The organism is Janthinobacterium sp. GW456P, from assembly GCF_002127655.1.
In the GTDB taxonomy this organism is placed as follows: domain Bacteria; phylum Pseudomonadota; class Gammaproteobacteria; order Burkholderiales; family Burkholderiaceae_D; genus Janthinobacterium.
Genome location: NZ_NEHB01000003.1, coordinates 253,875 through 279,149, shown reverse-complemented (window position 1 = coordinate 279,149; position 25,275 = coordinate 253,875). Strand labels below are relative to the sequence as shown.

The window sequence follows — 25,275 nt, the reverse complement described above, 5'->3', positions numbered from 1 at the left end:
TGGAAAACGGGCAACTTGATAATGCTCAATCGTGTATTCACAATCGCAGATCGATCCAGTCGTCAGTTTCCGCAACACCCAGGGTGAGGCGGTGCGCGGCACGATTTTCAACTTGCAGCGCAATTCGCTGGTCATGGAAATCTACAATCCATACTCGATTGTGCAGGTCAGCGAGGTGCTCAATGATGTGACCGTGCGCATGGGGGCGAAAAATGCCTATGTCGGCAAGGCCGTCGTCATCAGCAGCGTCAACACGGGCCTGACCGCCATCGTTTCCGTGACCCTGATCGACGAGTGGCGCGAATTGAGCGACGTGGTGGTGGTCAAGGGCGCCGTGTTGAAAGAATCGAGCGCCTTTGTCGCCGGCTGGGGCGAGCGCTTCCGCATCCGCCGCGACTATCAGATCGTCGTCAACGAAATGCGCGCCTTTTTGTCGGAGGTGGCGCGCTGGGTCGAGCAGGTCGACTTGTCCGACTCCTTGCCCAAGGAAAACGGCCGCCTGCGCCCCGATGTCTTCGACGAACTGGCCTTGCCGCTGATGGAGCAAACCCAGCTGTACTTGCGCCAGCTCGAGGTGGAAGCCTCGCTGGTCGAGGAAGAGCGGGCACCGGCCCACCGCGCGTTTGCCCAGGCGGCGCTGCACCCGCTGATCCTGCGCGCCCCGTTCGTCTTCCGCACGTTTACCAAGCCGCTCGGTTATGCGGGCGATTACCAGATGGTCAACCAGCTGCTGGACGATCCGCGCCAGGGCCCGAGCACGTACTTTCAGATCGTCAATGCGGCCTTTTTGCAGGCGGCCGTGGCCACGGCGCACCGCAACCGCATCGATATCCTGACGGAATTTTTGGCGCAAAAGGCGGCCGCGGCGCGCGCTGCCGGGCGCGTGTATAAAGTGCTCAACGTGGGCTGCGGCCCGGCCATCGAGGTGCAGCGTTTTCTCGACACCTGCCCCGATGCGCAATGGTTGGCCTTCGAGCTGGTCGACTTCAGCAGCGAGACCCTGGACTGGACGCGCGCGCGCCTGACCACCATCATGCAGCGCACGGGGCGCGTGGTCGAGATCGATTATGTGCACGATTCCGTGCATAACCTGCTCAAGCGCCGCCACGGCTCGGGCGCCACGGGCTTGCCCGGCAGTTTTGACGCCGTGTATTGCGCCGGCCTGTTCGACTATCTGTCCGACAAGGTGTGTGCGCGCCTGCTGATGCACTTCGCCTCGCGCGTGGGGCCGGGCGGACGTTTGCTGGTGACGAATGTGCACGCCGACAATCCGGGCAAGTTCGGCATGGAGCATTTGCTGGAATGGCATTTGATCTATCGCAATGAAGCGGGGCTGTCGGCCTTGCTGCCCGAACATGCGACGGAGCCGAAAATCTATGTCGACGCCACGGGCGTGAATGTGTTTGCGGAAGTGAGCATTCCTTGATGATGGATACCCCAGGCCTGCACGCCGGCTACACGGCGGTTTTGCGCGATTTCCGCCTGGAATTCAGCCGCGGCGGGGCTTACACGGGTATCGTGCTGATCCTGCTGGGCATGGGCCTCGATTCGGCCCTGTATCCGGACAAGCAGTCGGCGTTTACCAGCGCGCGCATCCTCGTGTCCGTGCTGATCTTTTGCGTCGTGCTGGCCATGCGCACGCGCTGGGCGCAAGACCGCATCCAGGCACTGACCTTTGTCTGGCTGATCCTGCCGCAAATCATGATCGCCTGGATGATCGCCGTCACGGAAGGCGCCACCTCGATCTATTATGTGGGCATGACTCTGGCCATCTATTCGTCGGGCATCGTGCTGGCCTTCGGCCTGTGGCAAAATATGGTTTTTGGCGCCATCTCCTGCCTGCTGTACGTGGCCGCCTGCGCCTGGCATGCGGGCGGCTTCGACTTGCCAAGCACGTTTGTCGTCAACTGCCTGTTCCTCATCATGTCTGCCAGTATCAGCGCCGTGTTTACCTATTTCAATGAGCGCGCCCGTTTCATGCTGTTCCAGTTGAAGGCGGAAGTGGCGCAAAAGAACACGCAGCTGGAAGAAACGAATAAAAGCCTGGCCGATATCAAGGGGCAGATGCTGCAGCAGGAAAAAATGGCCGCCATCGGCACCCTGGCCGCCGGCATGCTGCATGAAGTCAATAACCCCGTGAATTTCTGCATGATGGCCATCGAAGTGGCCATCGAAGATCCGGCCGCCAAGCAGAGCGCGCTGGTCAGCGAATGCCTGGCCGACGCCAAGCAGGGCATGCTGCGCGTGCAGCACATCGTGTCCGATTTAAAGACCTTTGCCTACCGCAAGAGCGGCAACCAGCTGGAAACGGGCCACTTCCAGTTCCGCAGCGCGCTCGACGCGGCCATCCGCCTCGTGGGCCATGAGACGAAGAATGTCAGCATCAGCCACGACTTGCCGGTCGACACCCTGGTGCGCGGCGACGAGGCGGCCATCGTAGGCGTGCTGATCAATTTGCTGGGCAATGCCGTGTTGTCCATGCGCAAGGGCAATGCGCCGCCGTTCGAGATCCGCATCACGGCCCACTGGGACGACAACCGCCTGCGCATCAGCGTGCGCGACAACGGTCCCGGCATCGCTCCGGAAAACCTGGCGCGCGTGTTCGAGCCCTTCTTCACCACGCGCGAAGTGGGGCAGGGCCTGGGTTTGGGCCTGAGCATCAGCTATGGCGTGATCGAGCGCCACGGCGGTACCCTGAGCGCTGAAAGCGTGCTGGGCGAATGGGCCAGCATGAATTTCGACTTGCAGCGCTCCGATTGGGAGGGCCGTTAAGATGGACAACGATAGCCGCGCCAGCGTGCTGTACGTGGACGACGAAGCGCTCGCCTGCAAGTATTTCGAGCGCGCCGTCGGCCAGCGCTACCGCGTGCTGACGGCGCAGAGCGTCGATGCGGCGCTGGTCTTGCTGGAAGACGAGGCCGGCCAGATCGACGTGCTCGTCACCGATTACCGCATGCCGGACCGCCTGGGCAGCGAATTGCTGCAGGAAGTGGCGCAGCGCTATCCGCACATCGTCTGCATGCTCGTCACCGCGTATGCGGACAAGGACGTGCTGCTCGAGCTGATCAATGGCGGCGCCTTGTTCCGTTTGCTGGAAAAGCCGCTCGACCTGGCCGCCATGCAAACGGCGCTGCAGCTGGCCGTGCAGACGGGGCGCGAGCGCGCCGCGCGCCGCCAGGGCCTGGTGGCGATGGAGGAATCGCTGGCTTTTCTGGCGCATGAATTGAACACGCCGCTGGCGGCCATCGCCAATTTTGCGCGCGGCATTGCGCGCCGCGCCCAGGCGGACGCCGCACCGCAGGCCGAGATCGGCGAAGCGGCCGCCCTGATGCACGACAATGCGCGTTATTGCCTGTCGGTGCTGGCCAGCTTTGTCGACACGGTGCGTCTGGCCAGCGCCGCGCCCGGCATGCAGGGCGGACGGCGCGCCGGCAGCGCGCGTCAGCTGCTGGATGCCTTGCTCGACAGCTATCCCTTGAGCACGGCCCAGCGCGCCGCCATTACGGTGGAAGTGGGCGACGATTTCTCCATTGCCGAGTCGCCCAACTGCGTCGCGCTGATTGTATCGTCGGTGCTGGCGAATGCCTTGCGTTCGGCCGGCGAGCAAGCCCATCCTGCGATCGGCATCCGCATCGATGCGGGCCGCATCACGGTGCGCGACAATGGCGCCGGCATCGCCCCCGAGATCGTCGCACAGCTGTTGATCGACCCCGTGAATGCCAGCGGAGGCGAAGGCAAGGGCTGGGGCATGGTGTTTTGCCACCGCATGATGCAGTCGTTCGGCGGCAACCTCGATATCGCCACCGAATTTGACACTTCCACCACGGTAACCCTGAATTTTCCAGTACATATAAGGAACGAGCATGATTGACGCCAATCTGCGTTTACCGGCTCAGCGTGAGCCGGCGCAAGGCTTGCCGACGATACTCTATGTCGATGACGAGGCCAACGCCCTCAAATACTTCCAGCGCGCCATCGCGCCGCTGGCCGAGGTGCTGACGGCCACTTCGGTCGAGGAAGGCAAGCGCATCCTCGACGAGCAGGCCGACCGCATCGCCGTGCTGGTCTCCGACCAGCGCATGCCGGGCGCCTACGGCAACGAGCTGCTGTCATATTGCTGGGACCGCCATCCGCACATCGTGCGCATTCTGACCACCGCGTATTCCGAGCTCGAGCACACGGTGGAGGCCGTCAATCAGGGGCAGATCCACCGCTACATCCAGAAACCGTGGGATATCGCGGCGTTGCGCATGGAACTCAAGCAGGCGCTGGAACTGGCGCGCTTGCGCAATGAACACGCCCAGTTGCTGCGCGAAAAGCTGATGGTGCGCCAGCGGCAAGCCGTCGCCAACCGCATCGGCACCCTGTACGCCTTGTGCGCCAGCCTGGCCGGTCCGGAACAGCAGCTGCCCGTGGAAGCGTATTTGTCGGCGGCCCTGACGGCCGGCGTCACGCCGCCCGAGCCGGACTGGCTGCTGATGGATTATGCCGACCTGGTCAGTTCGGAAGCCTTCCGCGGCACGGCCTTTGCCGCCGCCGTGCGCCAGCAGCTCGACACGCTCGAGCGCGAGCATCCGGGGCGCGGCGTGGAGCAGGCGATCGACATGCTGCTGCCCGTGTTTGGCGCGGCCCTGCAAAACCAGGGCGGCACGGCGCTGTTCCTCGATGGCCGGCTGTTGACGGAATTCCTGGAAACGCCGACCACGGCGCCCGTCTCGGCCATCCACTCATTCTGGCTGGCCAGCTTGCTGTGGCTGGCGCGGCGCGGCTGGTCCCTGCAGCTGAGCAAGACGGACCTGGGTTTGCAAGGCAAGGTGGTGCAGGCCGAACCGGCGCTCACACCGGACCACCTGGCCGCCTGGATCGAGCAATTCTGACAGGGCGCCAAGTAAAACAGGGCCGCGCGGGCCCTGTTGCCATGTGCTGCAAGCCGACTTAGCGTTCCGCCGCCGCCTTCAGGTTGTTCAAGCCTTTTTCAAAATCCTTGCCGATCATCCTGTCCATGCTGACGAAGACCGTCATGACCTTGCTGACGTAAGGGCTGGGGCCGGTCATGGTCCAGTTCACCTTGGTGCCGTCGCCTTCGGGCGCCATGCTGAAGGTCGTGGTGTTGTGGCTTTCGAACGGTTTCAGGAAGTCCAGCTTGATGACGGTGCGCTCAGGCTGCGCCGCTTCCGTGATTTCCATGCGCCCGGCACCCACCTTGTCATTGCCTTGCCACGCATATTGCGCGCCCTGGCCGCTGGCCGGGCCCGTAAACGTGCGGCGCATGGCCGGATCGAGCTTTTCCCACGGCGACCAGGCGGCCCAGTAATGGAAGTCCGTGATCAGGGCGGCGATTTTCTCGGGCGGGGCCTTGATGGTGATTTCGCGCTGGACACTGAAGGTGTCGGGCTTGGTGGTGGCATAGCCGAGGATGGCGGCGACGACGACGACGATCAGCAGCAGGGTTTTTTTGATCATATGCTCTCCAAATCTTGAATGGTCGATGCGAACGAATCAAGGCAATCTTAGCAGATATGAATCGCCGTGCGCAGCCTGTTGGCCTTTATTTGCGCCGGCTTTGCGCAGGGCCGCCCGTACGCCCGCCTGCATGCCCGTTCACTGCCGCACACGCCAGGCTGGTGTCGGTTTGTGGCGAGGGCCAGCGTCCGCTAGAATGCTGCCCTGCAAAGATTTCAACTAGGGAAATATGATTCAACGATCGATCGCCAGGCTGACCCTGGCATGCGGCGTGCTGGCTTCCGCCTTTGCCGCGAACCTGGCGCATGCCGATGCCTGTCCTGCCCATTACGTCGATGGCCGCAAGCCGGAAATCACCAACCCCAAGCTGGACGTGGCGACCAGGGAACTGTGCTACAACGTGTTTGGCGTCATGCACTCGGGTATCACGCGTACGCCGCTGTGGTCGGCCGAGCACTTGACGGCGAACAATCTGGAAGCGGCGCAGGATTTGTCGCGTGAAAACTCCTTCCATGCCGAACGCAAGTTGCCCGCCGCCCAGCGCGCCGAATTGGCCGACTATGCGCGCAGCGGCTTCGACCGTGGCCACATGGCGCCCAACGGCGACATGCCGGACCGCCAGAGCCAGCGCGACAGCTTTACCCTGGCCAATATGGTGCCGCAAGACGCGCGCAACAACCGCTATGTGTGGGCCGGCATCGAGGGCGCCGTGCGCAAGATGGCGAAGAAAGAGGGCGACCTGTACGTGATCACGGGCCCGGCTTTTATCGGCGGCAACTTGCGCAAGGTGGGAAGAGTCATTGTGCCCAGCCATCTGTACAAGGCCGTGTACAGCCCGCGCCAGCGCGCCGGCGCCGCCTACTTCATTGAAAACGTCGACACCAAGGCGTATGAAGTGCTGAGCATCGCGCAACTGGAAGACAGGATAGGCATCGATCTGTTACCGTCGCTGACGCGGCAGCAGAAATTGCGCATGCTGAGTTTGCCGAAGATCAATAGCAAGTCCAAAAAATAATCGCCTTGAGAGGAAATGCCATGTGCGCAAAAAAATTCGTCCCGTATGCCAATGAAAGCGATGTGCTGGAAATCGGCAATCTGACCATCGAAAACCGTGTCGACCGCATCAGCATCAGCGGCGACATCGACCTGACCCTGGACAAGCCGGGCCTGGCGCTGGCGAAGCAGCTGCACAAGCTGCTCGGCGACGTGCTGGCGCAGCTGGAAAAGCAGCCATTGCCGGACCAGCTGCCGCCGCCCGAGGTGACGTCGGTAGCCAATCCATTCGAGTGAGTTGGCTAGCGCGGGGGCGGTTGATCGTCCCCCTTGCTTACAGTTGACGCGGCCCCTGCGGGGTATCGATGTGGGCCACCAGGCGGGCGCCGCATTCCCCTGTCGATGGTTGCACCGTCAGCTGGCTATCCAGGCCCAGCGATAGCAGCAAGCGAGCAATGCGTTCGGGTTCGGGATGAAACAGTTCAAGCTTGATGAGGGACAGCCCATGATCCTGCAGCTTGGCCGCGGGGTGCGCCTCCGCCTGCCACTCGATGAGTGCCGGAGCGACGCCGTTCAGGGGCAACGCGCCATCGTCGGGTATGGTGATCAGCCAATGCAGGGCGCCCCGGCTCATGGCCTCGATATTTCCAAGCGGCTCTGAACAAGCCGCAACGCTTGCCTGGATATCGGTGCTGCGGGCTACCCAGGTGGCGAGTGCCGGTGCCGCATCGGCGGCCAGGGTGTCAAGCGCGAACCAGCGGGGCCAGGACGGTAGCGGCGCGCTGGGGTCGGACGCGATCACCTCCAGATAGACAGCATCGCCAAGCCGCAACAGAAGGTTGTGCGTCCCCATGCGGGCATGCGCTCCGCCAGCCTGAGGTTCCACCCCCAGCGCCAGCCGCACCAGTTCCGCACCCGCTTCCAGCGTTGGCGCCGTGATGGCGATATGGTCAATGTAGCAGCGTGGCATTGCAGATCCTTCACCGTAAGATCGTTGAGATGTTCATGCCAGGTCGTCCTCGGAGGCAACCTCATCCGACATGCTTCGTCAGATGAGGTTGATACTGCGCCAGCTTACTTCGCAAACGCCTGTGCCGCCGGCGTGACGGTGACGGCCTCCGGCTTGATGTTCAGCTGCATCGCGCCGATGACCTTGTCTTCATCGAGCAGGGCCTGCGGCTTGTTGCCGTCATACTTGATGGGAGAAAACGCGTCGCTGACGAGTTTTTCCTTCAGGCCGGCCGCATCCTTGGCGACGATCACCACGGACAGGTTCTTTGCCGACAGATGCTGTTTGATGGCGCGGTTGACGTCTTGTACCGTCAGCTTCGACAGGCCGTCGCGCATCAGCTTGGTAAATTCCGGCGTGCCATACCATTGCGAATCGAGCGCATAGCCGAGTTGCTGGTCCTGCGTCGACGTCATGACGAAGACGTTCTTCATCAGGTAGTCGCGCGTGGTGGCGAAATCGTCCTGCGTCAGGCCGTTGTTGACGAGCTTGCCCAATTCCGTCAGGGCCACGCGCAGGGCGAAGTGGGCGTTCTCCGGCGCCACGGGGCGGATCCAGATCTCGAACAGCTGCGCCTTGCGGCCCAGGTTCGGGTTCGGGAAGAACTGATACATGCCGCGCGGGAAGGCTTCGATGTAGGCGTAATCGCCGTAGTTCATGCCGCGGATTTCGCGGATGCGCTGGTACAGATAGGAATTCGAGGCGCGGTGCTCGCCCAGCCACGTCTTCGCCAGCCACAGGGCGGGGAAGTCCGGGTGCGTGCGCGTCACCTCCAAAGGCAGGCCGAAGGAAATGGCCGTGGCGCGCGTATTTTTCTCGATGATGTCCACTTCCAGACCCTGCGCCTTGCGGCCCGCGGGTTTCACGGTGGCCGGCAAGCCGGGGCCGGCCGGCAAGCTGCCCAGCGCCTGCGTCAGCGAGGTCGTCATGGCGTCGGACACATCGCCGGAAATGCCCACCTTCACGGCGCCTTGCGCATATGCCGTCTTCCAGAACTGTTTCACGTCGTCGAGCGTGATGGCGTCGATGCCGGCGACCGTGCCCAGCACGGGGTGGCCGTACGGCGTGCCCGCGTAGACGTTGGTCTGCAGGCGTTCCTTGGCGAATTCCTCTTCGTTATTGTCCTTCAGGTCCAGCAGCAGCGCATTCTTTTGCGCATCCTTCAGGCGGCGGAAGTCGTCTTCGCGGAAACCGGGCGAGAGCAGCAGGGGCAGGGCGATGGCGTTGAACTGCGTCCAGTTATCCCTGTGGATGGAGCCCGTAAACGTCGTCATTTCCTTGTCCGTCTGCTGGCTGAAACTGCCGGCGAGCGGGAACAGTGCCTGGTTGACCTCGTCGATCTTGCGCTCGGACGAGCCGCCGGACTCCACCATGGCGGCCGTCAGCGCGGCCAGGCCTTCTTTGCCTTGCGGATCGTGCGCGGAACCGGCCGCGAACAGCAGCTTGTAGCGGATTTGCGGCAGCGCCGATTTTTGCACCAGCACGTCGACCTTCGCGTTTGAAGCGGGCGGCAGCAGGCTGGCCAGCTTTGGCGTCGTCGCGATCGCGGCCGCCATCGGCTGGTGCGACAGGGTGGTCACCACCAGGCCCTCGTCCGTCAGGTATTTGCGCGCGGCCGCCTGCAGGTCGGCCGGCGTGAGCGTGTCGATCAGGCGGTAGTACTGGTTGATGGTGGCATACGAGCGGTCGAAGTGCACGAACGAGGCCAGGGTGCCGGCGATCTGCTCCGTGTTGTCGAGCGAACGGATCAAGCCGTACTTTTCCGCCGACTTGGCGTCCGCCAGGTCTTTTTCGCTGACGGGCGTGTCGCGCAGCCGCGCCACGGTGGCCAGGATGGCGTCGCGCACATACACGGCGTCATCGATGTTTTTCACGCGCGCGCCCAGCACGGCCAGGGTCGGATCGACGCGGTCCGGCGTCATCTCGAACAGCTGGTCGACCTTCTGTTCGTTCTGCACCAGGCGTTTATACAGCGGCGAGGTGCGGCCGAACGACAGCGACAGCAAGGTCGCCAGCGCGGCCTGGTCCTTGTCCTTGACGGAAAACGCGGGCGCATGGAAGCCCACGGCCACCCACGGCAATGTTGGCGTGGGCCAGGCCACGTGCTTGTAGACGGGGCCGCGCGGCGCGGGTTCGACGGGCACGGCCGCCTGCTGCTTGCCGCGCTGCCAGCCGCTCCAGTATTTTTCCACCAGCGCGATCGCCTGCTGCGGCTCCACGTCGCCGGCGATGATGATGGTGGTGCGCTCGGGACGGTACCAGCGGTCGAAGAAAATCTTCGAATACGCGTACTGGTTCGGCATGTCTTCGATGTCCTGGATAAAACCCATCGTCGTATGCTTGTAGGTATGCGTCGTGTAGGCGCTGTCGCGCATCACTTCGAACAGTTTCGACACGGGATTGGCGCTGTTCTTGTTGTATTCGCCCAGCACTGCCCGCGATTCCGTCTTGAACGCGTCTTCCGCGTAGTCGAGGTGCTGGAAGCGGTCCGCCTCCACCTTCAGCACGGTTTCCAGGTCCTGCTTGGCAAACGTCGTGTGGTAGTTGGTCAGGTCGTCGCTGGTGTAGGCGTTCTGGCGCGCGCCGGCGCGGGTGATGACTTCCTGGTATTTTTCGGGCGGATAAGCCTTGGTACCGCGGAACATCATGTGTTCGAAGAAATGCGCGAAACCGGACTTGCCCGGCTCGACTTCATTGCGCGAACCCGTCTGCACGGGAATCTGCAGCGAGACGAGGTTGGGAAAGCCCGTTGGCACGATGATGATTTTCAAACCGTTGGCCAGGGTCTTTTCTGTCGCCTTGAACGGCAGCAGATCGGCCTTGCCGGCGGCTGCAGTACTGGCGGCGGCCGGTTTGACGGGCGCGGCACCCAGGTTCGACGCGGCCATGGCCGACAGGGCCAGGGCGAAAGCGGGTAATAAAGCGGGCATGATTCTTGACACGAAGGCTCCTTCTTTTTTGGATGTTATGAAAGTGCAACACCGCAGCATAGAAGATTCGCGCCGCCGTGCATAGGGGCTGACAATCCGTTGTGCGGGCAGGACCATGCGGATGTCTGCGATGGCCGTAGGCATCGCTTCGGCTGGCGCCTGTTGCCTACGTCAGCGTCGTTTCCGGCAGGCTGATGCGGTTGCGGCCCAGGTGCTTGGCACGGTACAGGGCGCAGTCGGCCGTGTGGATCAGCTGACCCAGTTCCGTGCCGGGACCGGGCAGGGCCGTGGCGGCGCCGATGCTGACGGTGACGCAGGCGCCGCCGGGACGCTTGCGCGGCAGCTGCAGCCGTTCCACGCGCTGGCGGATGCGTTCGGCCACGATGGCCGCGCCCTTGAGCGACTGGTTCGGCAGGATGACGGCAAATTCTTCGCCGCCGTAGCGGGCCACCAGGTCGTTCGTGCGCATTTCGCTGGCCACGGCGCCGGCCACCTTGCGCAGGCACAGGTCGCCGCCCTGGTGGCCGTGGCTGTCGTTATATTCCTTGAAATTGTCGACGTCGACCATCAGCAGCGACAGGGGCTGCTCCTGCCGCTGGGCGCGCTGCCACTCGGCCAGGATGGTGTCGTCGAAGCAACGCCGGTTGGCCAGCCCCGTCAAGCCATCGCGCGTGGCCAGGCGTTCCAGTTCCACCTGCGCGCGTTTTTCATCGGTCATGTCGCGCAGGGTTTCGACCACGGCGATCAGTTCACCGTGATTGCCATAGATGGGACTGGCATCGACGGCCAGGTAGCGCCGCCGCCCCGTGCGCGGCATGTCGCACCAGTTTTCCGCGCACAGGTTGCTGCCCGTGCCGCTGCGATATTGCTGCTGGGCATGCAGGGCGCGCATGTCGCCGCCGCGCCCGGACAGCAGCAGGTCGGCCAGGGTGGGGCGCTCGTCGTTGTAAAAGCAGCGGCCCGGCTCGCGCGCGCCCAGCACTTCGGACGCTGGCACGCCCGTCAGCTGCTCGCAGGCGCGGTTCCAGATCATCACCGTGCCATGCACATCGAGTACGAAGGTGGGCACGACCAGTAATTCCATCATCTTGACGGCGAAACCCTGGGCTTCACCATACGGCGATACGCTGGCATGTGCGTGGCTATCCGGCATGAAAGCATCCTTCTTGGGCGTGAGTGGGGGCTGGTTCGTTGGCCATGATGCAGCGTGGCGGGCCGAAGGTGTTGATATTGAGCAATATTTTCAGCGATGGGCCATCGCCTCGTCATGGCGGACCGGCAGCGGCAGCGACAAGCACAAGGTGGTGCCCGCGCCGCTGCGGCTGTTGATGTGCAGGCTGCCGCCGGCGGCGGCCACGCGCTCATGCATGCCGGACAGGCCGCAACCGAGGCGCGGCGGCGAGTCCGGCAACCCTATGCCGTCGTCGCTGATGCGGCACTTCACAGTGGAGCCCGCTTGCTGCAGGCACAGATGGACATGCGTGGCGCGCGCGTGGCGGGCGATATTGGCCAGCGCTTCCTGCACCACGTGGTACAGCAACACGCCATGCGCGCGGCCGGCGGCGGCGTCGAGACGGTAATCGAAACGGCAATCAATGTCCGTGGTGCGCCGGAAGTCGGCCAACAGCTCCTCGCATGCTGCTTGCAGCCCGGCGTCGAGGGCGGGCGGGCGCAAGTCGTGGATCACGCAGCGCAGCGCAGCGATGCTGAGGTCGACATTGCGCACGATCACGGCCAGTTGCTGCGCCAGCTGGGGCGCCGTGCCATGCGTGCTGGTCTGCAGCATGCACAGGTCGATCTTCAAGGTCAGCAGATGCTGACCCAGGTCGTCGTGGATGTCGCGCCCGATGCGCTGGCGCTCCTGTTCGCGTGCCTGCTGCTGCCCGCTGGTCAAGTGCTCCTGCTCGGCGTCCGCGCGCAGCTGTTCCAGCGCCCGCAGGCGCAGCGCCAGGCGGTGCTGGCGCCACAGCATCAGCGCCAGCGCACCGCACAGGATGGCGCAGGCCAGCATCAGGGGCAAGGGCCTCCCGGTCTGCAGCATCGGGCCGGCGGCGTAACCGGCGTGCAGGGAAGCGAGTGCGCCGGCCGCCAGGCAAGCCAGAATGCTCAGGCGACACGGCGGGCGTAGCCAGCGTTGCATCATTTTCTCGCTCCCTAAATGTTTTCCAACAGGCAATGTTCTTACAGAAAATATATTAACCTTGGGCTATTTATATTGTCTAAACGCAAAAGCTGCGCAGTTTTGCCGGCCGCTGTGGCTTTCTTGCTGCCGGATGCCGCGGCGCCAGACGGCAGGCACGGCATTTGCACGGGAAGTGTCGTGGCGGCATATAATAGAGGGTTGTCAATCGGCTTTTGCGGTGGCGGCGCTGTGCGCCGGCGCCGGCGCGTACGCCCTGCGCGATGCGTCAGCCAGCTCTTAGGAAATACAGTGACTTATAGCATCAAAGAGATTTTTTACACCCTGCAGGGCGAAGGTGCGCACGCGGGCCGTCCGGCCGTGTTTTGCCGCTTTTCCGGATGCAATCTGTGGACGGGCCGCGAAAGCGACCGCGCCACGGCCGTGTGCCAGTTCTGCGACACGGATTTCGTCGGCACGGACGGCGAACTGGGCGGCAAGTTCAAGATGCCGCAGGAACTGGCCGCGCTGATCGACAGCCTGTGGCCGGCCAGCTATGCGCCGAGCAAATACGTGGTGTTTACGGGCGGCGAGCCGCTGCTGCAGCTGGACACGGCCCTGATCGACGCCATGCACGCGGTGGGCTTTACCATCGCCATCGAAACCAACGGCACCTTGCCCGTGCCGCCCGGCGTGGACTGGATCTGCGTCAGCCCGAAGATGGGCTCGACACTGGTCGTCCACAAGGGCAATGAGATCAAGGTCGTCATTCCCCAGTTCCAGCAAGACCTGGCCGCCTACGAACAACTGGACTTCGAGAACTTCTTCGTGCAGGCGATGGATGGCCCCCTGGCCGCGCATAACATGAAGCTGGCCATCGAGACATGCAAAAGCAACCCGAAGTGGAAGCTGAGCCTGCAAACCCATAAACTCCTGCAAATACCTTAACAAAAAATATGCTGACTATCACACGCAAGCTCGAATTCGACGCGGGCCACCGCATTCCCGACCACAAAAGCCAGTGCCGCAACCTGCACGGCCACCGCTACACGGTGGAAATCACGCTGGTCGGCAAGGTCATCGAAGCGGAAGGCAATTCCGACAACGGCATGATCATGGACTTTTCCGACGTCAAGACGCTGGCCAAGCAGCACCTGGTCGACGTCTGGGACCACGCCTTCCTCGTGTATGAAAAGGACACGGCCGTGCGCGATTTCCTGGCCAGCTTGCCCGACCATAAGACCGTCGTCATTGACCGCATTCCGACCGTGGAAAACCTGGCTCGCATCGCCTTCGAGATCCTGAAAGCGGCGTTTACCGACCATTTCGGCACGGGCTTGCACCTGCATAAGCTGGTGCTGCATGAAACGCCGAATTGCTGGGCAGAAGTAACCGATGACTGAGACGCACGCTAGTGCGCAGGACGCGCGCTACATGCAGCTGGCCCTGGAGCAGGCCCAGCACGCATGGGACCTGGGCGAAGTGCCCGTCGGCGCCGTCGTCGTCAAGGATGACGAAGTCATCGCCGTGGGCTACAACCAGCCCATCGGCCGCCACGACCCCACGGCGCACGCGGAAGTGATGGCATTGCGCGCGGCCGCCGAAAAGCTGGGCAACTACCGGCTGCCCGGCTGCGAGCTGTACGTGACCCTGGAGCCGTGCGTGATGTGTTCGGGCGCCATGCTGCATGCCCGGCTGGCGCGCGTGGTGTACGGTGCGGGCGACCCGAAGACGGGCGCTTGCGGTTCCGTGCTGGACCTGTTCGAGCAGCCCGCGTTGAACCACCAGACGGCGATCGTTGGCGGGGTGCTGGCCGACGAGTGCGGCGCTTTTCTCAAGCGTTTCTTTGCCGAACGCCGCCGTGCGCAGGCGGAGGCGCGCAAGCTGGCCAATCCGCAGGGCTAGCATCCTGTGCAGCAGGACAGGGCCCGATGGCCTTGTCCAGATGATAACCATGCCAGCCATCCGGCTGGCATTTTTATAATTGTTGCGAAATAACATCTGTCTAGACCAATTGCCATTCTCAAATGAGAATGATTCGTGTTACAGTATTGTTTTCGCCAGCAAACTTTCCTTATGCATCGTTAACACTTTCGTTATCGATCCGGGTTCAAGAGCCAGCCTCCACTCTTAAACCGGACCATCATGACTACTGTGCTTCCGCAGCGCACCGCTGCACCCGTCGTATTCTCAGCTCATCTGCCTGCCCGCCGCCCTAACCTGGTGCTGCGCGCCGCCTTGCTGGGCCTGTTCGCGGCGCCGATGCTGCCTGCTCTCGCGCAGACGGCCGCCATCAATGCGGGCACGGCCGCTCAGGAGCCGGCCAAGTTGCCTGTCTTCCCGGAAATCGTCGTCAACGCCAAGCAGGACTATGAACGCCGCGCCGGCACCAAGACGGTCGTCACGGCGGACGACCTGGAGCGCCGCAATGTCACCGAGATGGGTGGCATCGTGCGCTATTTGCCCTTGATCAGTGCGCCGGCGGCGGCCTCGGGCAGCGGCAGCGTGTGGGACGGCTCCGGCAATACCGGTTACAACATCCGCGGCCTGGAAGGCAACCGGGTCAGCCTGGAACTCGACGGCATCTCGCTGCCCGACGCGGCGCCCAAGCCGGACGGCAACACCCTCAACGCTTTCGCCACGGGCCGTGATTATTTTGATCCGGAAACCTTCCGCGAAGTGCGCATCGATTCGGGCACGACGGCGGCCAGCGGCGCCAACCCCGGCCTGGGCGGCGGCGTGGCCTTCATCACCAAGTCGCCCGAGGATTACCTGGGCGAAGGGCAAGACCATTACGTGGCCTATAAATACGGCCGCGCCACGGCCGACCGCAGCAATGCACACACGCTGACGGGCGCCGCCAAAATCGGCGCCAATCTGCAGGGCTTGGCCGTGTATGTGCACCGCGATGGCGAGCAGCTGGACAGCCGCGGCAGCACGCCCGTCAACCCGGACGACTGGCATTCGAACGCCTTGCTGTCCAAGCTCGTGTGGACCTTGCCTGGCGAACAGAAGCTGGACTTGACGGTCGACATGTTCGAGCGCAAGAACAAGCGCGACCTGCGTAGCAAGGTCAGCACGTATTATCCGACGGGCGTGCAGCAGGATTCCACCACCAAGCGCACGCGCGTGAGCCTGGGCCACGACATGGTGCTCAAGGATTTTGCCCTGTTCGACCGCCTGACGTCGAAAGTGTATCTGCAGAACGCGAAAACCGAGGACAAGACGCAAGGCCTCTACACGTTTGGCAGTCCGGCCCGGCGCTCGATCGATACCAATTTCAAGAATGACAGCATCGGCCTGACGTCGGAAGCGTTCAAGCAGCTCAATGCGGACAACGCGCTGCTGTACGGCGTGCAGCTGGAACAGCTGAAAACGCGCCGTCCGTGGCGCGAAGACCGCGTCATCGTCGCCACGGGCCAGCATCAGGTCACCAACAAGAACCGCATGGCCGACATGGACACGAGCAAGCTGGCCCTGTATGTGCGCGACGATCTCAGTTTCAATCTGGCGGGCAAGAAAGCCGTGCTGACGCCGGGCTTGCGTGCCGATTACCGCAAGAACGAACCGAAAAACCTGCAAACCTATGCGATCGCCGTGCCGAACGCGGCCAAGGAAGTGCGCGAAGAGAGCGACACGTATTTCACGCCCAGCTTGAGCCTGTCCGTGGAAGTCTTGCCGCAGATGAGCGCCTACGCCACCTTCACGCGCGGCACGCGCCTGCCGACGGCGGCCGAGCGCACGGGCACCTACGACTCGTTCAGCTATACGGGAACGGGGCAGGGCTATGCCGTGCTGGGCAATGCCAACTTGCGCAAGGAAACGAGCAAGGCGTATGAACTGGGCCTGAAGGGCGATGTCACCAGGGGCTTGAGCATGCACGCGTCCGTCTACCAGACGGAATACACGGACATGATCGACTATGTGATGCAAAAAGATGATCCGGTGAACTACCCGACCATCACGCGCGGCCTGTTCCGCCCGGAAAACATCGGCAATGCGCGCACCTGGGGCGCCGAGCTGACCCTGCGCGCCGAGCTGGGCGCCTGGGCGCCGGCCATGCAGGGCTATCACGTGGACCTGGCGACCGGCGTGGCCAAGGGCCGCTCCTTCAATACCCAGACGGGCGAGAGCGGCGGCCTGAACTCGGTGGCGCCGGCCAAGTCGGCATTGACCTTCGGCTACGACCATGCGAACCAGCTGTTCGGCCTGGCGCTGACGGCCGTGCATGCGGGCGCCAGGCAGGCGCCGGAAAACCTGCTGATCGGCGATGCAGGCCCGCTGTTTACCGTGCCGTCGTACACCATCTTCGACCTGTCGACGTACTGGAACGTGCACAAGAACGCGAAGATCGTCGTCGGCGTGTACAACTTGACGGATCGCAAGTACTGGGACTACGCCGCCTCGCGCAGCCTGGCCGCCGGCACCACGGCCGCCAGCCGCGCCGAGATCGAGCGCTACGCCAAACCGGGCCGCAACGTCGCAGCCAGCCTCAGCGTCAATTTCTGATTTTTACCGGGGAGGGGCGCCTGCCCCTCTTTTTTTCCATGTTTGATTGAATGGTCCCTCTATGAAGTTATCCAAACTCGTTCTATCCCTGCTAGGCAGCCTGCTGATTGCAAACGCATATGCGGCCCCAGCCACCCTGGCGGAACGCTGGTCCACCTTGCGCACGGAACAGCCGAAGCTGCAGATCCGCGACGCGGCGCGCGCGCTGGGCGTGTCCGAAGCGCAATTGCTGGCAACCAACATCGGCAAGGGCGTCACGCGCCTGCAGGCGGACGGCAACGGGCCGCGCGAAATCATGCGCGCCGCGCTGGACCTGGGCCTTGTGCAAGCGATCACGCGCAATGAAAACGGCGTCATCGAAACGACGGGCGTCGCCAGCAAGTTCAAGCAGGCGGGCGACAAGTCCGAGCAGGCCGACGCCAAGGACCCGGAAACGGAAGCGCGCCAGCGCAATATCGCGGGCGGCTACCTGGGCGGCCAGATCGACCTGCGCTTCCACTTTGAAAACTGGAAATACGCATTTGCCGTGGAACAAGCTGGCCGCGACGGCAAGCCCACGCGCAGCCTGCAATTCTTTGATGCCAACGGCACGGCCGTGCACAAGATCTACCTGCGCAACGAGCCTGGCGTGGCCGTCTACGACAAATTGGTGGCGACCTTCCGTGCGCCCCAGCAAACCGGGGAACTGAACGTGCTGGCCGTGGCGCCCAAGGCCGCTGAAAAGCCGGACAGCGAGATCGACGTCAAGGAATTCCAGCTGGCCTGGAAAGACATGACGGATGTGCACCAGTTTGCGCAAATCATGCGCGAATTCCATCTGACGCGCGAACAGGCCCTGCGCCTGGCGCCGGCCGGCGTCGTCGAGCGCGTGACACCGCAAGCGCTGCGCACCTTGCTGGAAAACGCGGCGAAGGACAAGGTCGCCATCATGGTCTTCCTGGGCAACGACGGCTTGACGCAGATCTACAGCGGCAAGATCGAGAAAACCATGGCCGCCGGCGGTTTCTTCAACGTGCTGGACCCGGACTTCAACCTGCACATCCGCGACACGGCCCTGCGCAGCGGCTGGGTCGTCAAGCGCGGCGGCGTCACGTCCGTCGAGTTCTTCGACAACGACGGCACGCAAGTGGTCTCCTTCTTCGGCGTGCGCGAGCGGGGCAAACCGCAGCCGCAAGCGTGGGTGGATCTGGCCGACAGTCTGCCAAAGGCAAAATAATGTTTTTTTTCAAATTGGTTGGTGTCAGCACGTGACAGAACCGTAGCGAGCGGAAGCGAATTGTGGTCGAGAAGCGCAACCGTACTTTAGGTACGGTGAGCATCGCAGGCCGCAAGTCGCGACGCGCAGTAGGTTCTGTCATGTGCAAGCAGAGCAACACTTCAGCTGGGTGCCGCGTGCCGGTCTCATGTCTGAAGCACAATAGTGGTATGCTGATTGCAAGGCCGCAGCGATCGTGTCTGCGTGCTGGTTCCTGAAGAGAGGCAATCATGGCAACCATCATGGCGAACGGCCTCAACATAGCTTATGAAAGCCACGGCGACCCAGGCGACCCGTGTGTGCTGCTGGTCATGGGCCTGGGCATGCAACTGATCGCCTGGCCGGCGGACTTCGTCGAAGGCATCGTCGAACAAGGTTTTCGGGTGCTGCGGTTCGACAACCGCGACTGCGGGTTGTCGAGCAAGATGGCGCAGGCGGGCAAACCGTATCTGCCGCTGGCCTACGTGAAAAACCTGCTGGGCTGGCCCCTGAAGACTTCCTACACCCTCAATGACATGGCGGACGACGCGCTGGGTTTGCTGGCGGCCTTGCGCATTGCGCAGGCGCACGTGATCGGCGTGTCGATGGGCGGCATGATCGCGCAAGTGATGGCGGCGCGCGCGCCGCAGCAGGTGCTCAGCCTGACCTCCATCATGTCGAGCAGCGGCCGGCGCGGCTTGCCCGGCCCGACGCGGGCGGCGCGCAATGCGCTATTGCAACGTCCGAAACGCAATGCCAGCCGCGCCGAACTGATGGCGCACATGGCGGCCACCGTGCGCGTCATCGGCAGCCCTGCCTATCCCGTGTCGGAAAAACTGCTGTACCAGCGCATCGAGGCGGCTTTGGCGCGCGGCAGTTGCCCGGAAGGCGTGGCGCGGCAGATGGTCGCCATTGCCGCTTCGGGCGAGCGCACGCAGCTATTGCCCAGCATCAGCTGTCCGGCGCTGGTGATCCATGGCGCGGCCGATCCATTGATCCCCGTCGCCTGCGGTATCGATACGGCGGCGCTGATTCCCGGCGCCACGCTCGAAGTGATCGAAGGCATGGGGCACGACATGCCGCCCCAGCTGATCGAGCGCCTGCTCGCCTTGATCGATGTGCATCTGCAAGGTAAGATGGCGCCCCAGATGCGCTCCCAGCCAGCTTAAAAAGTTACTTGGCGCGCCGACCATTTTTGAAGGCACGGGCATTTTGAAGACACCTGAGATTGGCATTGCCATCGTCGCGCCGGGCGGTTATGCGCCCGACGAGGCGGCTTTGGCGCGCGGCATCGCCCGCTTGCAGGCGCAAGGCGCCACCGTCCACAATTACTACCATTCCGAACATATATTCCAGCGCTTCGGCGGCACGGACGCGGGCCGCCTGGCGCAGCTGAACGCGGCGGCCGCCGATCCGGACGTGCAGGTGGTGCTCGCCTTGCGCGGCAGCTACGGCATCAGCCGCATCCTGCCCGACATCGATTTCGACCGCATGGCCGCCAGTCGCAAGCTGTTCGTCGGCTATAGCGACTTCACGGCTTTTCACATGGGCTTGCTTGCGAAAACAGGCCGCCCCAGCTTTGCCGGCCCCATGATCTGCGACGATTTTACGCGCGACGAGCCCGAGCAGTTTACGCTCGATCAGCTGTGGTCCTGCCTGGCAGGACCCACGCACACGGTCACGGGCACGGCGGCGGGCAATCCGCGCGTCGACGCGGTGGGTACATTGTGGGGCGGCAACCTGGCCATGCTGGTGCATTTGCTGGGCACGCCGTATTTCCCGCAGGTCGATGGCGGCATTTTGTTCCTGGAAGACGTCAACGAACACCCGTACCGGGTCGAGCGCATGCTGCTGCAATTGCTGCACGCGGGCGTGATTGGTCGCCAGCAAGCCGTCGTGCTCGGTGACTTTTCCGCCTATAAACTGAGTCCCATGGATAACGGCTACGATTTCGATGCCATGCTGGCCTATGTGCGCGAGCGCTTGCCCGTGCCCGTGCTGACTGGGCTGGAATTTGGCCATATCCGCCGGCGTGTCACCTTGCCGTTCGGTGGCCAGGCGCGGCTGCAATCGGATGCGTCCGCTTTCAGCCTGCAAATGACCGACTACCCGACCCTGGCGCGCCCCTGAACGCCGCCTTGGACGCCATGCACGCCAAGCCCGGCAGGTTGCCGCAGCTCGACGTGCTGCGCGGCATCGCCGTGTTTGGCATCCTGCTGGTGAATATCTGGGGCTTTGCCTGGGGCACGCTGTCCTTGCGCTACGGCACCTTGCCGGCGCAGCCGCCCGTGCTCGACCAGCTCGTCATTTTCGGCGTGGCGGCGCTGGCGCAATTCAAGTTCTACCCCATCTTCGCCTTCTTGTTCGGTGCCGGTTTTGCCCTGCAAACACGTTCGCTGAAGCGCCAGCTGGGCGGCTGGGCGCAGGCGCAATCGGCCTACCGGCGCCGCTTGCGCTGGCTGCTCGTGTTTGGCCTGCTGCATGGTTTTCTTGTTTGGAGCGGCGACGTGCTGACCTCGTATGCGGTGGCCGGCATGCTGATCCTGCCCCTTGCAGCCGCCAAACTGAGCCGCGTACGCAACCGCGCCTGGCTGGTGGCGGCCGGATTTTTATTATTCATGTGTTTGCTCATTCCCGTGGGCCAGCAGGGCGGCGCGCCGGACATCGCGCGCGACCTGCACAGTTTTGCGGACCGCTACGCCATCTACACGCAAGGCGGCGCGTGGGCCGTGGCCAGGCTGCGCGCCAACGATTTCCTCGTCTCCTTGCTGTACGCCGCCGTCATGCTGCCGCACATCATCGTGCTGTTCCTGCTGGGCATTTTGTCCGTGCGCTGCGGCTGGCTGACGCAGCCGCAGCGCCACGAGCGCCTGTGGCGTCGCGTGCGCGCCGTGGGACTGGGCGTGGGCTTGCCGTTCAACCTGCTGGCGGCGGGGGCCGTCGCGTGGCAGGTGGCCGATCCGTATCAGCAAGTGTTCGATACTGCCCTGTTCGAAGTGGGCCTGTTCGCAGGCGGTCCCGTGCTGGCGGCCGGCTATGTGGCGGCGCTGATGCTCGCTGGCCCCTTCCTGCTGCGCTGGCTCGGGGCATGGCTGGCGCCCGTGGGGCGCATGGCGCTGAGCAATTATCTCTTGCAATCCTTGCTTGGCACCTGGCTGCTGCAGGGGCCGGGCCTGGGCTGGGGAGCGGCACTGCGTCCGGCCGAGATGCTGGGACTGGCCGTGCTGATCATGGCGGGGCAGGTGCTGCTCAGCCGCTACTGGCTGCGGCACTTCCGCCAGGGGCCGATGGAGACGCTGTGGCGCCGGCTGGCGCGCTTGCCCGGTTGAGCTAGTCGGCGCCCCAGTCGAAGGCGCCTTGCGGCGACACCGGCGGCGCCTTGGGTTTGGCGGACGGCACCAGGGGATTATCGACGGCATGCCACTCGAACAGGTCCACGTCGAGCATGCAGGCGCGCGCCAGGTGCAGCGCCTGCTCGGGCGTCAGTGCGGGGTCGAGCCAGCGGTGCGCGTCTTCCAGGCTGACGGCCACGGGACGGCGGTCGTGGATATCGACCATGCCGCCCAGGCTGTCGGCCGTCACCAGCACGAAACCCGCTTCCTCGCGGTTGAATTTGTACGGCCCGAACTGGGCCAGCGCCAGCAGGAACAGGCGCGCGCGGTCCTTGCGGTGGATGTGCCACGGCTGCTTGCGGCCTTTCTCTCCCGTCCATTCATACCAGCCATCGACGCAGACGATGCCGCGCCCCGCGCGCAGCAAAGGCTTCCAGTAGGCGCTTGCCAATTTTTCCAGCCGGGCATTGATGGCGATGGGAATTTTTTTCTTGCCGGGGGCGGGCACGGCTTGCGCGGCCCAGGCGGGGCGGTAGCCCCAGAAGACATCGTCGACCCGGTGCACGCCATCCTGGATATGCAGCACGGGCCGGTACGTGCCGGGCGACACGTTCAGGTGCGGCTCGGCCTCGCTGTCGAACACCGCGTCGGTCCAGCCGAACGATGACGCCAGCACGCGCGCCGTGTCATTTTGATCGAATCGTCCACACATGCTGAAATCATACCCGATCGCCGGTGCCCCGAGCGCGGCGCGCGCCCTTTTCGTGAGTGTGGTCAAACGTACAGACCTGGACGGCCGCAAGGCGCACAGTGGAACCCAGTCAGATCCCTGACGCTATTTTTGCATCGGAGGAATTATGTCTTTTGAAAACCCCACCATCCACAAAGGCTTTATCATCAGTGCCACGGCCAGCCAGCGCCGCGATGGCCGCTGGGTCGGCTCGTACATCAGCCAGAACCAGACGTGCGGCGCGTATGCGGACACCTGCGATTACGACGATTGCAGCAACGAAAAAGAAGCGCAGCAAGTGGCCTTGTCGGTAGGCTGGCGACTGGCCGATGGGGTGCCTGCGCGATGAAACAGCCTTAGTGCTTGCCCCGCAGGGCCAGCAGCAAGCCTGCTAGCGGCGGCAGCAGGGCGGTGCCCAGCCGTACGGAAGTCAGCGACGCGGTTTCCACGTCCAGCACATGGGGCAAGGCCAGCAGCAACAGGGGCGCGGGTACGGCAATCGCAAAGAAAAACAGGTACCACGAGTAACCATTTTTCTTGGCCAGCAAGGCGATCAGCGCGCAGCCGACGAGGAAGACCAGCGGTAAATTCACAAATTCCATGGTGTTGGGTTTTCATCCGGGAAAGCGCGTCATTATACGCGCACCCTCGGATGGCCGGATGCGCTTGCCAGTGTCAGTTGCCGACGAAATCCGGCGGCTGCGGCGCCTGTTTTCCGGTCAGCGTCCCGTCGGCCGGCAGCAGCGCCTTGATGGCGCCGTTATAGATGAGTTCCTGGGCATACGCCGATGCCTCGATCAAGGCCGCGTGCACGGACTTGAAACTGCTCGGTGTTTCTATCAGCACGGGCTTGGCATACGCCTGCAAGGTATCGCCGCGCTTGCTGATCAGGATCATGCCCCGGTAGCGCCCATCCTTCTCCAGCGCCCCCGTCACATGAAATTCATAACCCCTGATCTGGTGTTTTTGTTGCTGATCCATGTTTACCGCCTCCAGACCTGATTGTCATGGGCCAGACCATGCTACGCGTATCGAACAGCAGAGTGCTTGATCTCGATCAATACCCCAATTTCTGACTACGATCCAACGCACGTCGTCACCCAGCGCGAATGGCGCGGATCTGCTGGGCGGTCTCTTCGATCTCCCGATACGCTTCCTGGATATAACCATTGATCGGGTGTCCATCCATCCACTCGAAATACGCGCGCTCATCGTGTTTGATGGCAAAAGGGACGTGGTGGTCGCGTATCAATTCGGCCGTTTCGCGCACCAGCGCGGCAAAAAGCAGCTCAATAGTTTCCATGATGGTCACCTTGCGAGACAGGAATGCAGAGCATTGAATGTAGCACAAAGCGCGCCGCCAGCCACGCCGGCGCTTGTGCCGTGCGCGCCCGGGCTTCAGGCCGGATGGCCGATATGCTCGTACAAGATCACGCAGCCGATGATGATCAGCACCAGGCCGCCCACGAGCTCGGCGCGCCGCCCGGCGATGGTGCCGAGCACGCGGCCCAGCATCACGCCCAGGGTCACCATGACGAAGGTGGAAAAGCCGATGGCGGCCGCCGTGACGACGATGTTGGCGCCCAGCAATGCCAGGCCCGCGCCCACGACCATGGCATCGATGCTGGTGGCCAGGCCCGTGACAGCCAGCACCCAGAACGAGTGCGATTGCGCGGGGGCTTCTTCCTCGTCGGCATCGGACAGGGCATTGCGTATCATCAACAGGCCGATGATGCCCAGCAGGCTGAAGGCGATCCAGTGGTCCCACGCTTCCACGTACGGCGCGGCCACGCTGCCCAGAGCCCAGCCGATAATGGGCGTGATCGCCTCGATGACGCCAAAGATCAGGCCCGTGCGCAGCGCCTCGCGCCATTGCGGCTTGTGCAGGGCGGCGCCCTTGCCCACGGCGGCCGCGAAGGCATCGGTGGACATGGCTAGGGAGAGGGCGGCGGTGGCGGCGAAATTCATCGTTGGCTTTCTGTAAAACCTGGCTGGGATGGTGAGTGGCAAATGACAAACCCGGCGATTTTACCCTAGGTACAGCACGACTAACGAGGCCAGCAGGCAATACGCGCCAAAGAAATGCCAGCGGCCCTGTTCCAGCCAGCGCGACAGCCAGCGCAGGGCCAGCAAGCCGGCCAGGAACGAGAGCAGCATGCCCAGCAGACTGGGACCGAGCAGCTGCAGCAGGCTGTTGCCGTGCTCCAGATGGTCCAGGCTGCCATTTGCCACGGCCTGGTAGAAGCGCCAGCCTTCCTTGACCAGCACGGCCGGCGTCAGCACGACAGCCAGGGCAAAGCTGAATTCCTCGGCGCGGCGCTGCGGCACGCCCATGGCGATGCCGGCTGAAATGGTGGCGCCCGAGCGGGAAAAGCCGCGGAAGGGCAGGCACAGGCCTTGCACGGCGCCGATCAGCATCGCTTTGCCGATGGACAAGGTGCCATGCTGGCGCGCTTGCAGGCGTGCGGACACAATGATCAGTACGCCGGCGGCGGCCAGGGCGGCGGCCATCAGTTTCGCGTTGCCGAACAGGTGTTCGATTTCAAAGCCGGGCGCATCCCTGCTCATGACATGCGTAATGCCCTTGAGCAAGCCGAAGCCGACGATGCCCGTCAGGGCCGTGGCGGCCATGAGCAGCAGGACGTTGCTGCGGAAGGCGCTGGCCGAACTGAAATACGTGGCGCGCCAGGATGCCCAGAAATACACGATGACGGCGAACATGGTGCCCGTGTGCAACATCACCAGCAGCATGGTCAGCTCGGGCGAGGTGGGGTCCAGCCCCATCATTTTTTCCGCCATGATGACGTGGGCGGAGCTGGACACGGGCAGCAGCTCGGCGAAGCCCTGGACGATGGAAAGGATAAATAATTGCAAAAAGCTCATGGCGGACGGCACTCAGGCGGGTAAAGCAGGGCCGCCGATTTTACCCGCGGCAGCGTGTGCCTGAACCGTGCGC

Annotated in this window: 26 protein-coding genes; 15 read left to right on the top strand and 11 right to left on the bottom strand. The window is 63.4% G+C overall.

The window, feature by feature from the left end:
• Positions 1-31: 31 nt before the first annotated feature.
• Genes CBW66_RS05355 through CBW66_RS05340 form a run of 4 tightly spaced genes read left to right on the top strand, consistent with a single transcriptional unit; the run spans position 32 to position 4,877 of the window.
• The gene (locus tag CBW66_RS05355) at positions 32-1,426 is read left to right on the top strand and encodes a class I SAM-dependent methyltransferase (RefSeq protein ID WP_086136937.1); all 1,395 of its coding nucleotides are present in this window, start codon (positions 32-34) and stop codon (positions 1,424-1,426) included.
• 2 nt (positions 1,427-1,428) lie between these two features.
• A complete protein-coding gene (locus CBW66_RS05350; RefSeq protein WP_086136986.1) occupies positions 1,429-2,772 on the top strand; it encodes a sensor histidine kinase in 1,344 nt (447 codons plus the stop codon).
• Position 2,773: 1 nt separating this feature from the next.
• A complete protein-coding gene (locus CBW66_RS05345; RefSeq protein WP_086136936.1) occupies positions 2,774-3,871 on the top strand; it encodes a hybrid sensor histidine kinase/response regulator in 1,098 nt (365 codons plus the stop codon).
• On the top strand, positions 3,864-4,877 hold the full coding sequence (locus tag CBW66_RS05340) for a response regulator (protein WP_086136935.1): 1,014 nt from the start codon (positions 3,864-3,866) through the stop codon (positions 4,875-4,877). The genes CBW66_RS05345 and CBW66_RS05340 overlap by 8 nt, the downstream gene beginning before the upstream one ends.
• Positions 4,878-4,935: 58 nt before the next feature.
• Here the strand turns inward: CBW66_RS05340 and CBW66_RS05335 are convergent, their stop codons facing one another.
• Positions 4,936-5,463: an SRPBCC family protein gene (locus CBW66_RS05335; RefSeq protein WP_086136934.1), complete on the bottom strand. Its 528-nt coding sequence runs from the start codon at positions 5,461-5,463 to the stop codon at positions 4,936-4,938.
• A 229-nt stretch (positions 5,464-5,692) separates the two neighbouring features.
• Between CBW66_RS05335 and CBW66_RS05330 the strand changes: the two genes are divergently transcribed.
• The gene (locus tag CBW66_RS05330; RefSeq protein ID WP_086136933.1) at positions 5,693-6,478 is read left to right on the top strand and encodes a DNA/RNA non-specific endonuclease; all 786 of its coding nucleotides are present in this window, start codon (positions 5,693-5,695) and stop codon (positions 6,476-6,478) included.
• Between the two features lie 20 nt (positions 6,479-6,498).
• Positions 6,499-6,753, top strand: a complete 255-nt coding sequence (locus CBW66_RS05325) for a hypothetical protein (RefSeq protein ID WP_086136932.1) — start codon at positions 6,499-6,501, stop codon at positions 6,751-6,753.
• A 37-nt stretch (positions 6,754-6,790) separates the two neighbouring features.
• Here the strand turns inward: CBW66_RS05325 and CBW66_RS05320 are convergent, their stop codons facing one another.
• From CBW66_RS05320 to CBW66_RS05305, 4 genes are all read right to left on the bottom strand, one after another.
• Entirely contained in the window at positions 6,791-7,426 is a 636-nt protein-coding gene (locus tag CBW66_RS05320; RefSeq protein ID WP_086136931.1) for a VOC family protein, read from the bottom strand.
• 104 nt (positions 7,427-7,530) lie between these two features.
• Positions 7,531-10,407 carry a pitrilysin family protein gene (locus tag CBW66_RS05315; protein WP_086136930.1) on the bottom strand — a complete coding sequence of 959 codons (2,877 nt, stop codon included), beginning with the start codon at positions 10,405-10,407 and terminating at the stop codon, positions 7,531-7,533.
• 154 nt (positions 10,408-10,561) lie between these two features.
• Complete coding sequence (locus tag CBW66_RS05310; protein WP_230492131.1) at positions 10,562-11,548, bottom strand: diguanylate cyclase; 987 nt, start codon at positions 11,546-11,548, stop codon at positions 10,562-10,564.
• Between the two features lie 90 nt (positions 11,549-11,638).
• On the bottom strand, positions 11,639-12,538 hold the full coding sequence (locus CBW66_RS05305; RefSeq protein ID WP_086136929.1) for a sensor histidine kinase: 900 nt from the start codon (positions 12,536-12,538) through the stop codon (positions 11,639-11,641).
• Between the two features lie 288 nt (positions 12,539-12,826).
• Here CBW66_RS05305 and queE point away from each other — a divergent pair, with 288 nt between their 5' ends.
• From queE to CBW66_RS05265, 8 genes are all read left to right on the top strand, one after another.
• Positions 12,827-13,462: a 7-carboxy-7-deazaguanine synthase gene (queE, locus tag CBW66_RS05300; protein WP_086136928.1), complete on the top strand. Its 636-nt coding sequence runs from the start codon at positions 12,827-12,829 to the stop codon at positions 13,460-13,462.
• Between the two features lie 8 nt (positions 13,463-13,470).
• Entirely contained in the window at positions 13,471-13,917 is a 447-nt protein-coding gene (queD, locus tag CBW66_RS05295; RefSeq protein WP_035819191.1) for a 6-carboxytetrahydropterin synthase QueD, read from the top strand.
• Complete coding sequence (gene tadA, locus CBW66_RS05290; RefSeq protein ID WP_086136927.1) at positions 13,910-14,419, top strand: tRNA adenosine(34) deaminase TadA; 510 nt, start codon at positions 13,910-13,912, stop codon at positions 14,417-14,419. The genes queD and tadA overlap by 8 nt, the downstream gene beginning before the upstream one ends.
• Before the next feature lie 240 nt (positions 14,420-14,659).
• Positions 14,660-17,023, top strand: coding sequence for a TonB-dependent hemoglobin/transferrin/lactoferrin family receptor (locus CBW66_RS05285; RefSeq protein WP_086136926.1), 2,364 nt, complete (start codon positions 14,660-14,662; stop codon positions 17,021-17,023).
• Positions 17,024-17,084: 61 nt separating this feature from the next.
• Positions 17,085-18,239: a hemin-degrading factor gene (locus tag CBW66_RS05280; RefSeq protein WP_086136925.1), complete on the top strand. Its 1,155-nt coding sequence runs from the start codon at positions 17,085-17,087 to the stop codon at positions 18,237-18,239.
• A 269-nt stretch (positions 18,240-18,508) separates the two neighbouring features.
• Positions 18,509-19,426 (top strand): alpha/beta fold hydrolase, encoded by a 918-nt coding sequence (locus CBW66_RS05275; protein ID WP_086136924.1) that lies wholly within the window; start codon positions 18,509-18,511, stop codon positions 19,424-19,426.
• A gap of 43 nt (positions 19,427-19,469) precedes the next feature.
• The gene (ldcA, locus tag CBW66_RS05270) at positions 19,470-20,387 is read left to right on the top strand and encodes a muramoyltetrapeptide carboxypeptidase (RefSeq protein ID WP_086136923.1); all 918 of its coding nucleotides are present in this window, start codon (positions 19,470-19,472) and stop codon (positions 20,385-20,387) included.
• Between the two features lie 17 nt (positions 20,388-20,404).
• Positions 20,405-21,586, top strand: a complete 1,182-nt coding sequence (locus CBW66_RS05265; protein ID WP_086136984.1) for a DUF418 domain-containing protein — start codon at positions 20,405-20,407, stop codon at positions 21,584-21,586.
• A 1-nt stretch (position 21,587) separates the two neighbouring features.
• Here the strand turns inward: CBW66_RS05265 and CBW66_RS05260 are convergent, their stop codons facing one another.
• On the bottom strand, positions 21,588-22,301 hold the full coding sequence (locus tag CBW66_RS05260) for an SOS response-associated peptidase (RefSeq protein WP_086136922.1): 714 nt from the start codon (positions 22,299-22,301) through the stop codon (positions 21,588-21,590).
• Between the two features lie 145 nt (positions 22,302-22,446).
• Between CBW66_RS05260 and CBW66_RS05255 the strand changes: the two genes are divergently transcribed.
• Positions 22,447-22,668 carry a hypothetical protein gene (locus CBW66_RS05255; protein WP_086136921.1) on the top strand — a complete coding sequence of 74 codons (222 nt, stop codon included), beginning with the start codon at positions 22,447-22,449 and terminating at the stop codon, positions 22,666-22,668.
• A gap of 7 nt (positions 22,669-22,675) precedes the next feature.
• Here CBW66_RS05255 and CBW66_RS05250 read toward each other — a convergent pair whose 3' ends face one another.
• The 5 genes from CBW66_RS05250 to CBW66_RS05230 all read right to left on the bottom strand — a co-directional run bounded on the left by CBW66_RS05250 (position 22,676) and on the right by CBW66_RS05230 (position 25,202).
• Positions 22,676-22,921 (bottom strand): hypothetical protein, encoded by a 246-nt coding sequence (locus CBW66_RS05250; RefSeq protein ID WP_086136920.1) that lies wholly within the window; start codon positions 22,919-22,921, stop codon positions 22,676-22,678.
• A 73-nt stretch (positions 22,922-22,994) separates the two neighbouring features.
• Positions 22,995-23,300, bottom strand: a complete 306-nt coding sequence (locus CBW66_RS05245; RefSeq protein WP_086136919.1) for a hypothetical protein — start codon at positions 23,298-23,300, stop codon at positions 22,995-22,997.
• A gap of 115 nt (positions 23,301-23,415) precedes the next feature.
• Positions 23,416-23,622 carry a hypothetical protein gene (locus CBW66_RS05240; RefSeq protein WP_139841564.1) on the bottom strand — a complete coding sequence of 69 codons (207 nt, stop codon included), beginning with the start codon at positions 23,620-23,622 and terminating at the stop codon, positions 23,416-23,418.
• A gap of 95 nt (positions 23,623-23,717) precedes the next feature.
• Entirely contained in the window at positions 23,718-24,287 is a 570-nt protein-coding gene (gene mntP / locus CBW66_RS05235; protein WP_086136917.1) for a manganese efflux pump MntP, read from the bottom strand.
• Positions 24,288-24,347: 60 nt separating this feature from the next.
• Positions 24,348-25,202 (bottom strand): undecaprenyl-diphosphate phosphatase, encoded by an 855-nt coding sequence (locus tag CBW66_RS05230; protein ID WP_086136916.1) that lies wholly within the window; start codon positions 25,200-25,202, stop codon positions 24,348-24,350.
• Positions 25,203-25,275: the final 73 nt, after the last annotated feature.

What these genes read in the sequence shown, in the direction of transcription:
- CBW66_RS05350 (WP_086136986.1), top strand. Translation starts at nt 1,429, where the DNA reads ATGGATACCCCAGGCCTGCACGCCGGCTACACGGCGGTTTTGCGCGAT.
- CBW66_RS05345 (WP_086136936.1), top strand. Translation starts at nt 2,774, where the DNA reads ATGGACAACGATAGCCGCGCCAGCGTGCTGTACGTGGACGACGAAGCG.
- CBW66_RS05340 (WP_086136935.1), top strand. Translation starts at nt 3,864, where the DNA reads ATGATTGACGCCAATCTGCGTTTACCGGCTCAGCGTGAGCCGGCGCAA.
- CBW66_RS05335 (WP_086136934.1), bottom strand. Translation starts at nt 5,463, where the DNA reads ATGATCAAAAAAACCCTGCTGCTGATCGTCGTCGTCGTCGCCGCCATC.
- CBW66_RS05330 (WP_086136933.1), top strand. Translation starts at nt 5,693, where the DNA reads ATGATTCAACGATCGATCGCCAGGCTGACCCTGGCATGCGGCGTGCTG.
- CBW66_RS05325 (WP_086136932.1), top strand. Translation starts at nt 6,499, where the DNA reads ATGTGCGCAAAAAAATTCGTCCCGTATGCCAATGAAAGCGATGTGCTG.
- CBW66_RS05320 (WP_086136931.1), bottom strand. Translation starts at nt 7,426, where the DNA reads ATGCCACGCTGCTACATTGACCATATCGCCATCACGGCGCCAACGCTG.
- CBW66_RS05310 (WP_230492131.1), bottom strand. Translation starts at nt 11,548, where the DNA reads ATGCCGGATAGCCACGCACATGCCAGCGTATCGCCGTATGGTGAAGCC.
- CBW66_RS05305 (WP_086136929.1), bottom strand. Translation starts at nt 12,538, where the DNA reads ATGATGCAACGCTGGCTACGCCCGCCGTGTCGCCTGAGCATTCTGGCT.
- queD (WP_035819191.1), top strand. Translation starts at nt 13,471, where the DNA reads ATGCTGACTATCACACGCAAGCTCGAATTCGACGCGGGCCACCGCATT.
- tadA (WP_086136927.1), top strand. Translation starts at nt 13,910, where the DNA reads ATGACTGAGACGCACGCTAGTGCGCAGGACGCGCGCTACATGCAGCTG.
- CBW66_RS05285 (WP_086136926.1), top strand. Translation starts at nt 14,660, where the DNA reads ATGACTACTGTGCTTCCGCAGCGCACCGCTGCACCCGTCGTATTCTCA.
- CBW66_RS05280 (WP_086136925.1), top strand. Translation starts at nt 17,085, where the DNA reads ATGAAGTTATCCAAACTCGTTCTATCCCTGCTAGGCAGCCTGCTGATT.
- CBW66_RS05275 (WP_086136924.1), top strand. Translation starts at nt 18,509, where the DNA reads ATGGCAACCATCATGGCGAACGGCCTCAACATAGCTTATGAAAGCCAC.
- CBW66_RS05265 (WP_086136984.1), top strand. Translation starts at nt 20,405, where the DNA reads ATGCACGCCAAGCCCGGCAGGTTGCCGCAGCTCGACGTGCTGCGCGGC.
- CBW66_RS05260 (WP_086136922.1), bottom strand. Translation starts at nt 22,301, where the DNA reads ATGTGTGGACGATTCGATCAAAATGACACGGCGCGCGTGCTGGCGTCA.
- CBW66_RS05255 (WP_086136921.1), top strand. Translation starts at nt 22,447, where the DNA reads ATGTCTTTTGAAAACCCCACCATCCACAAAGGCTTTATCATCAGTGCC.
- CBW66_RS05250 (WP_086136920.1), bottom strand. Translation starts at nt 22,921, where the DNA reads ATGGAATTTGTGAATTTACCGCTGGTCTTCCTCGTCGGCTGCGCGCTG.
- CBW66_RS05245 (WP_086136919.1), bottom strand. Translation starts at nt 23,300, where the DNA reads ATGGATCAGCAACAAAAACACCAGATCAGGGGTTATGAATTTCATGTG.
- CBW66_RS05240 (WP_139841564.1), bottom strand. Translation starts at nt 23,622, where the DNA reads ATGGAAACTATTGAGCTGCTTTTTGCCGCGCTGGTGCGCGAAACGGCC.
- mntP (WP_086136917.1), bottom strand. Translation starts at nt 24,287, where the DNA reads ATGAATTTCGCCGCCACCGCCGCCCTCTCCCTAGCCATGTCCACCGAT.
- CBW66_RS05230 (WP_086136916.1), bottom strand. Translation starts at nt 25,202, where the DNA reads ATGAGCTTTTTGCAATTATTTATCCTTTCCATCGTCCAGGGCTTCGCC.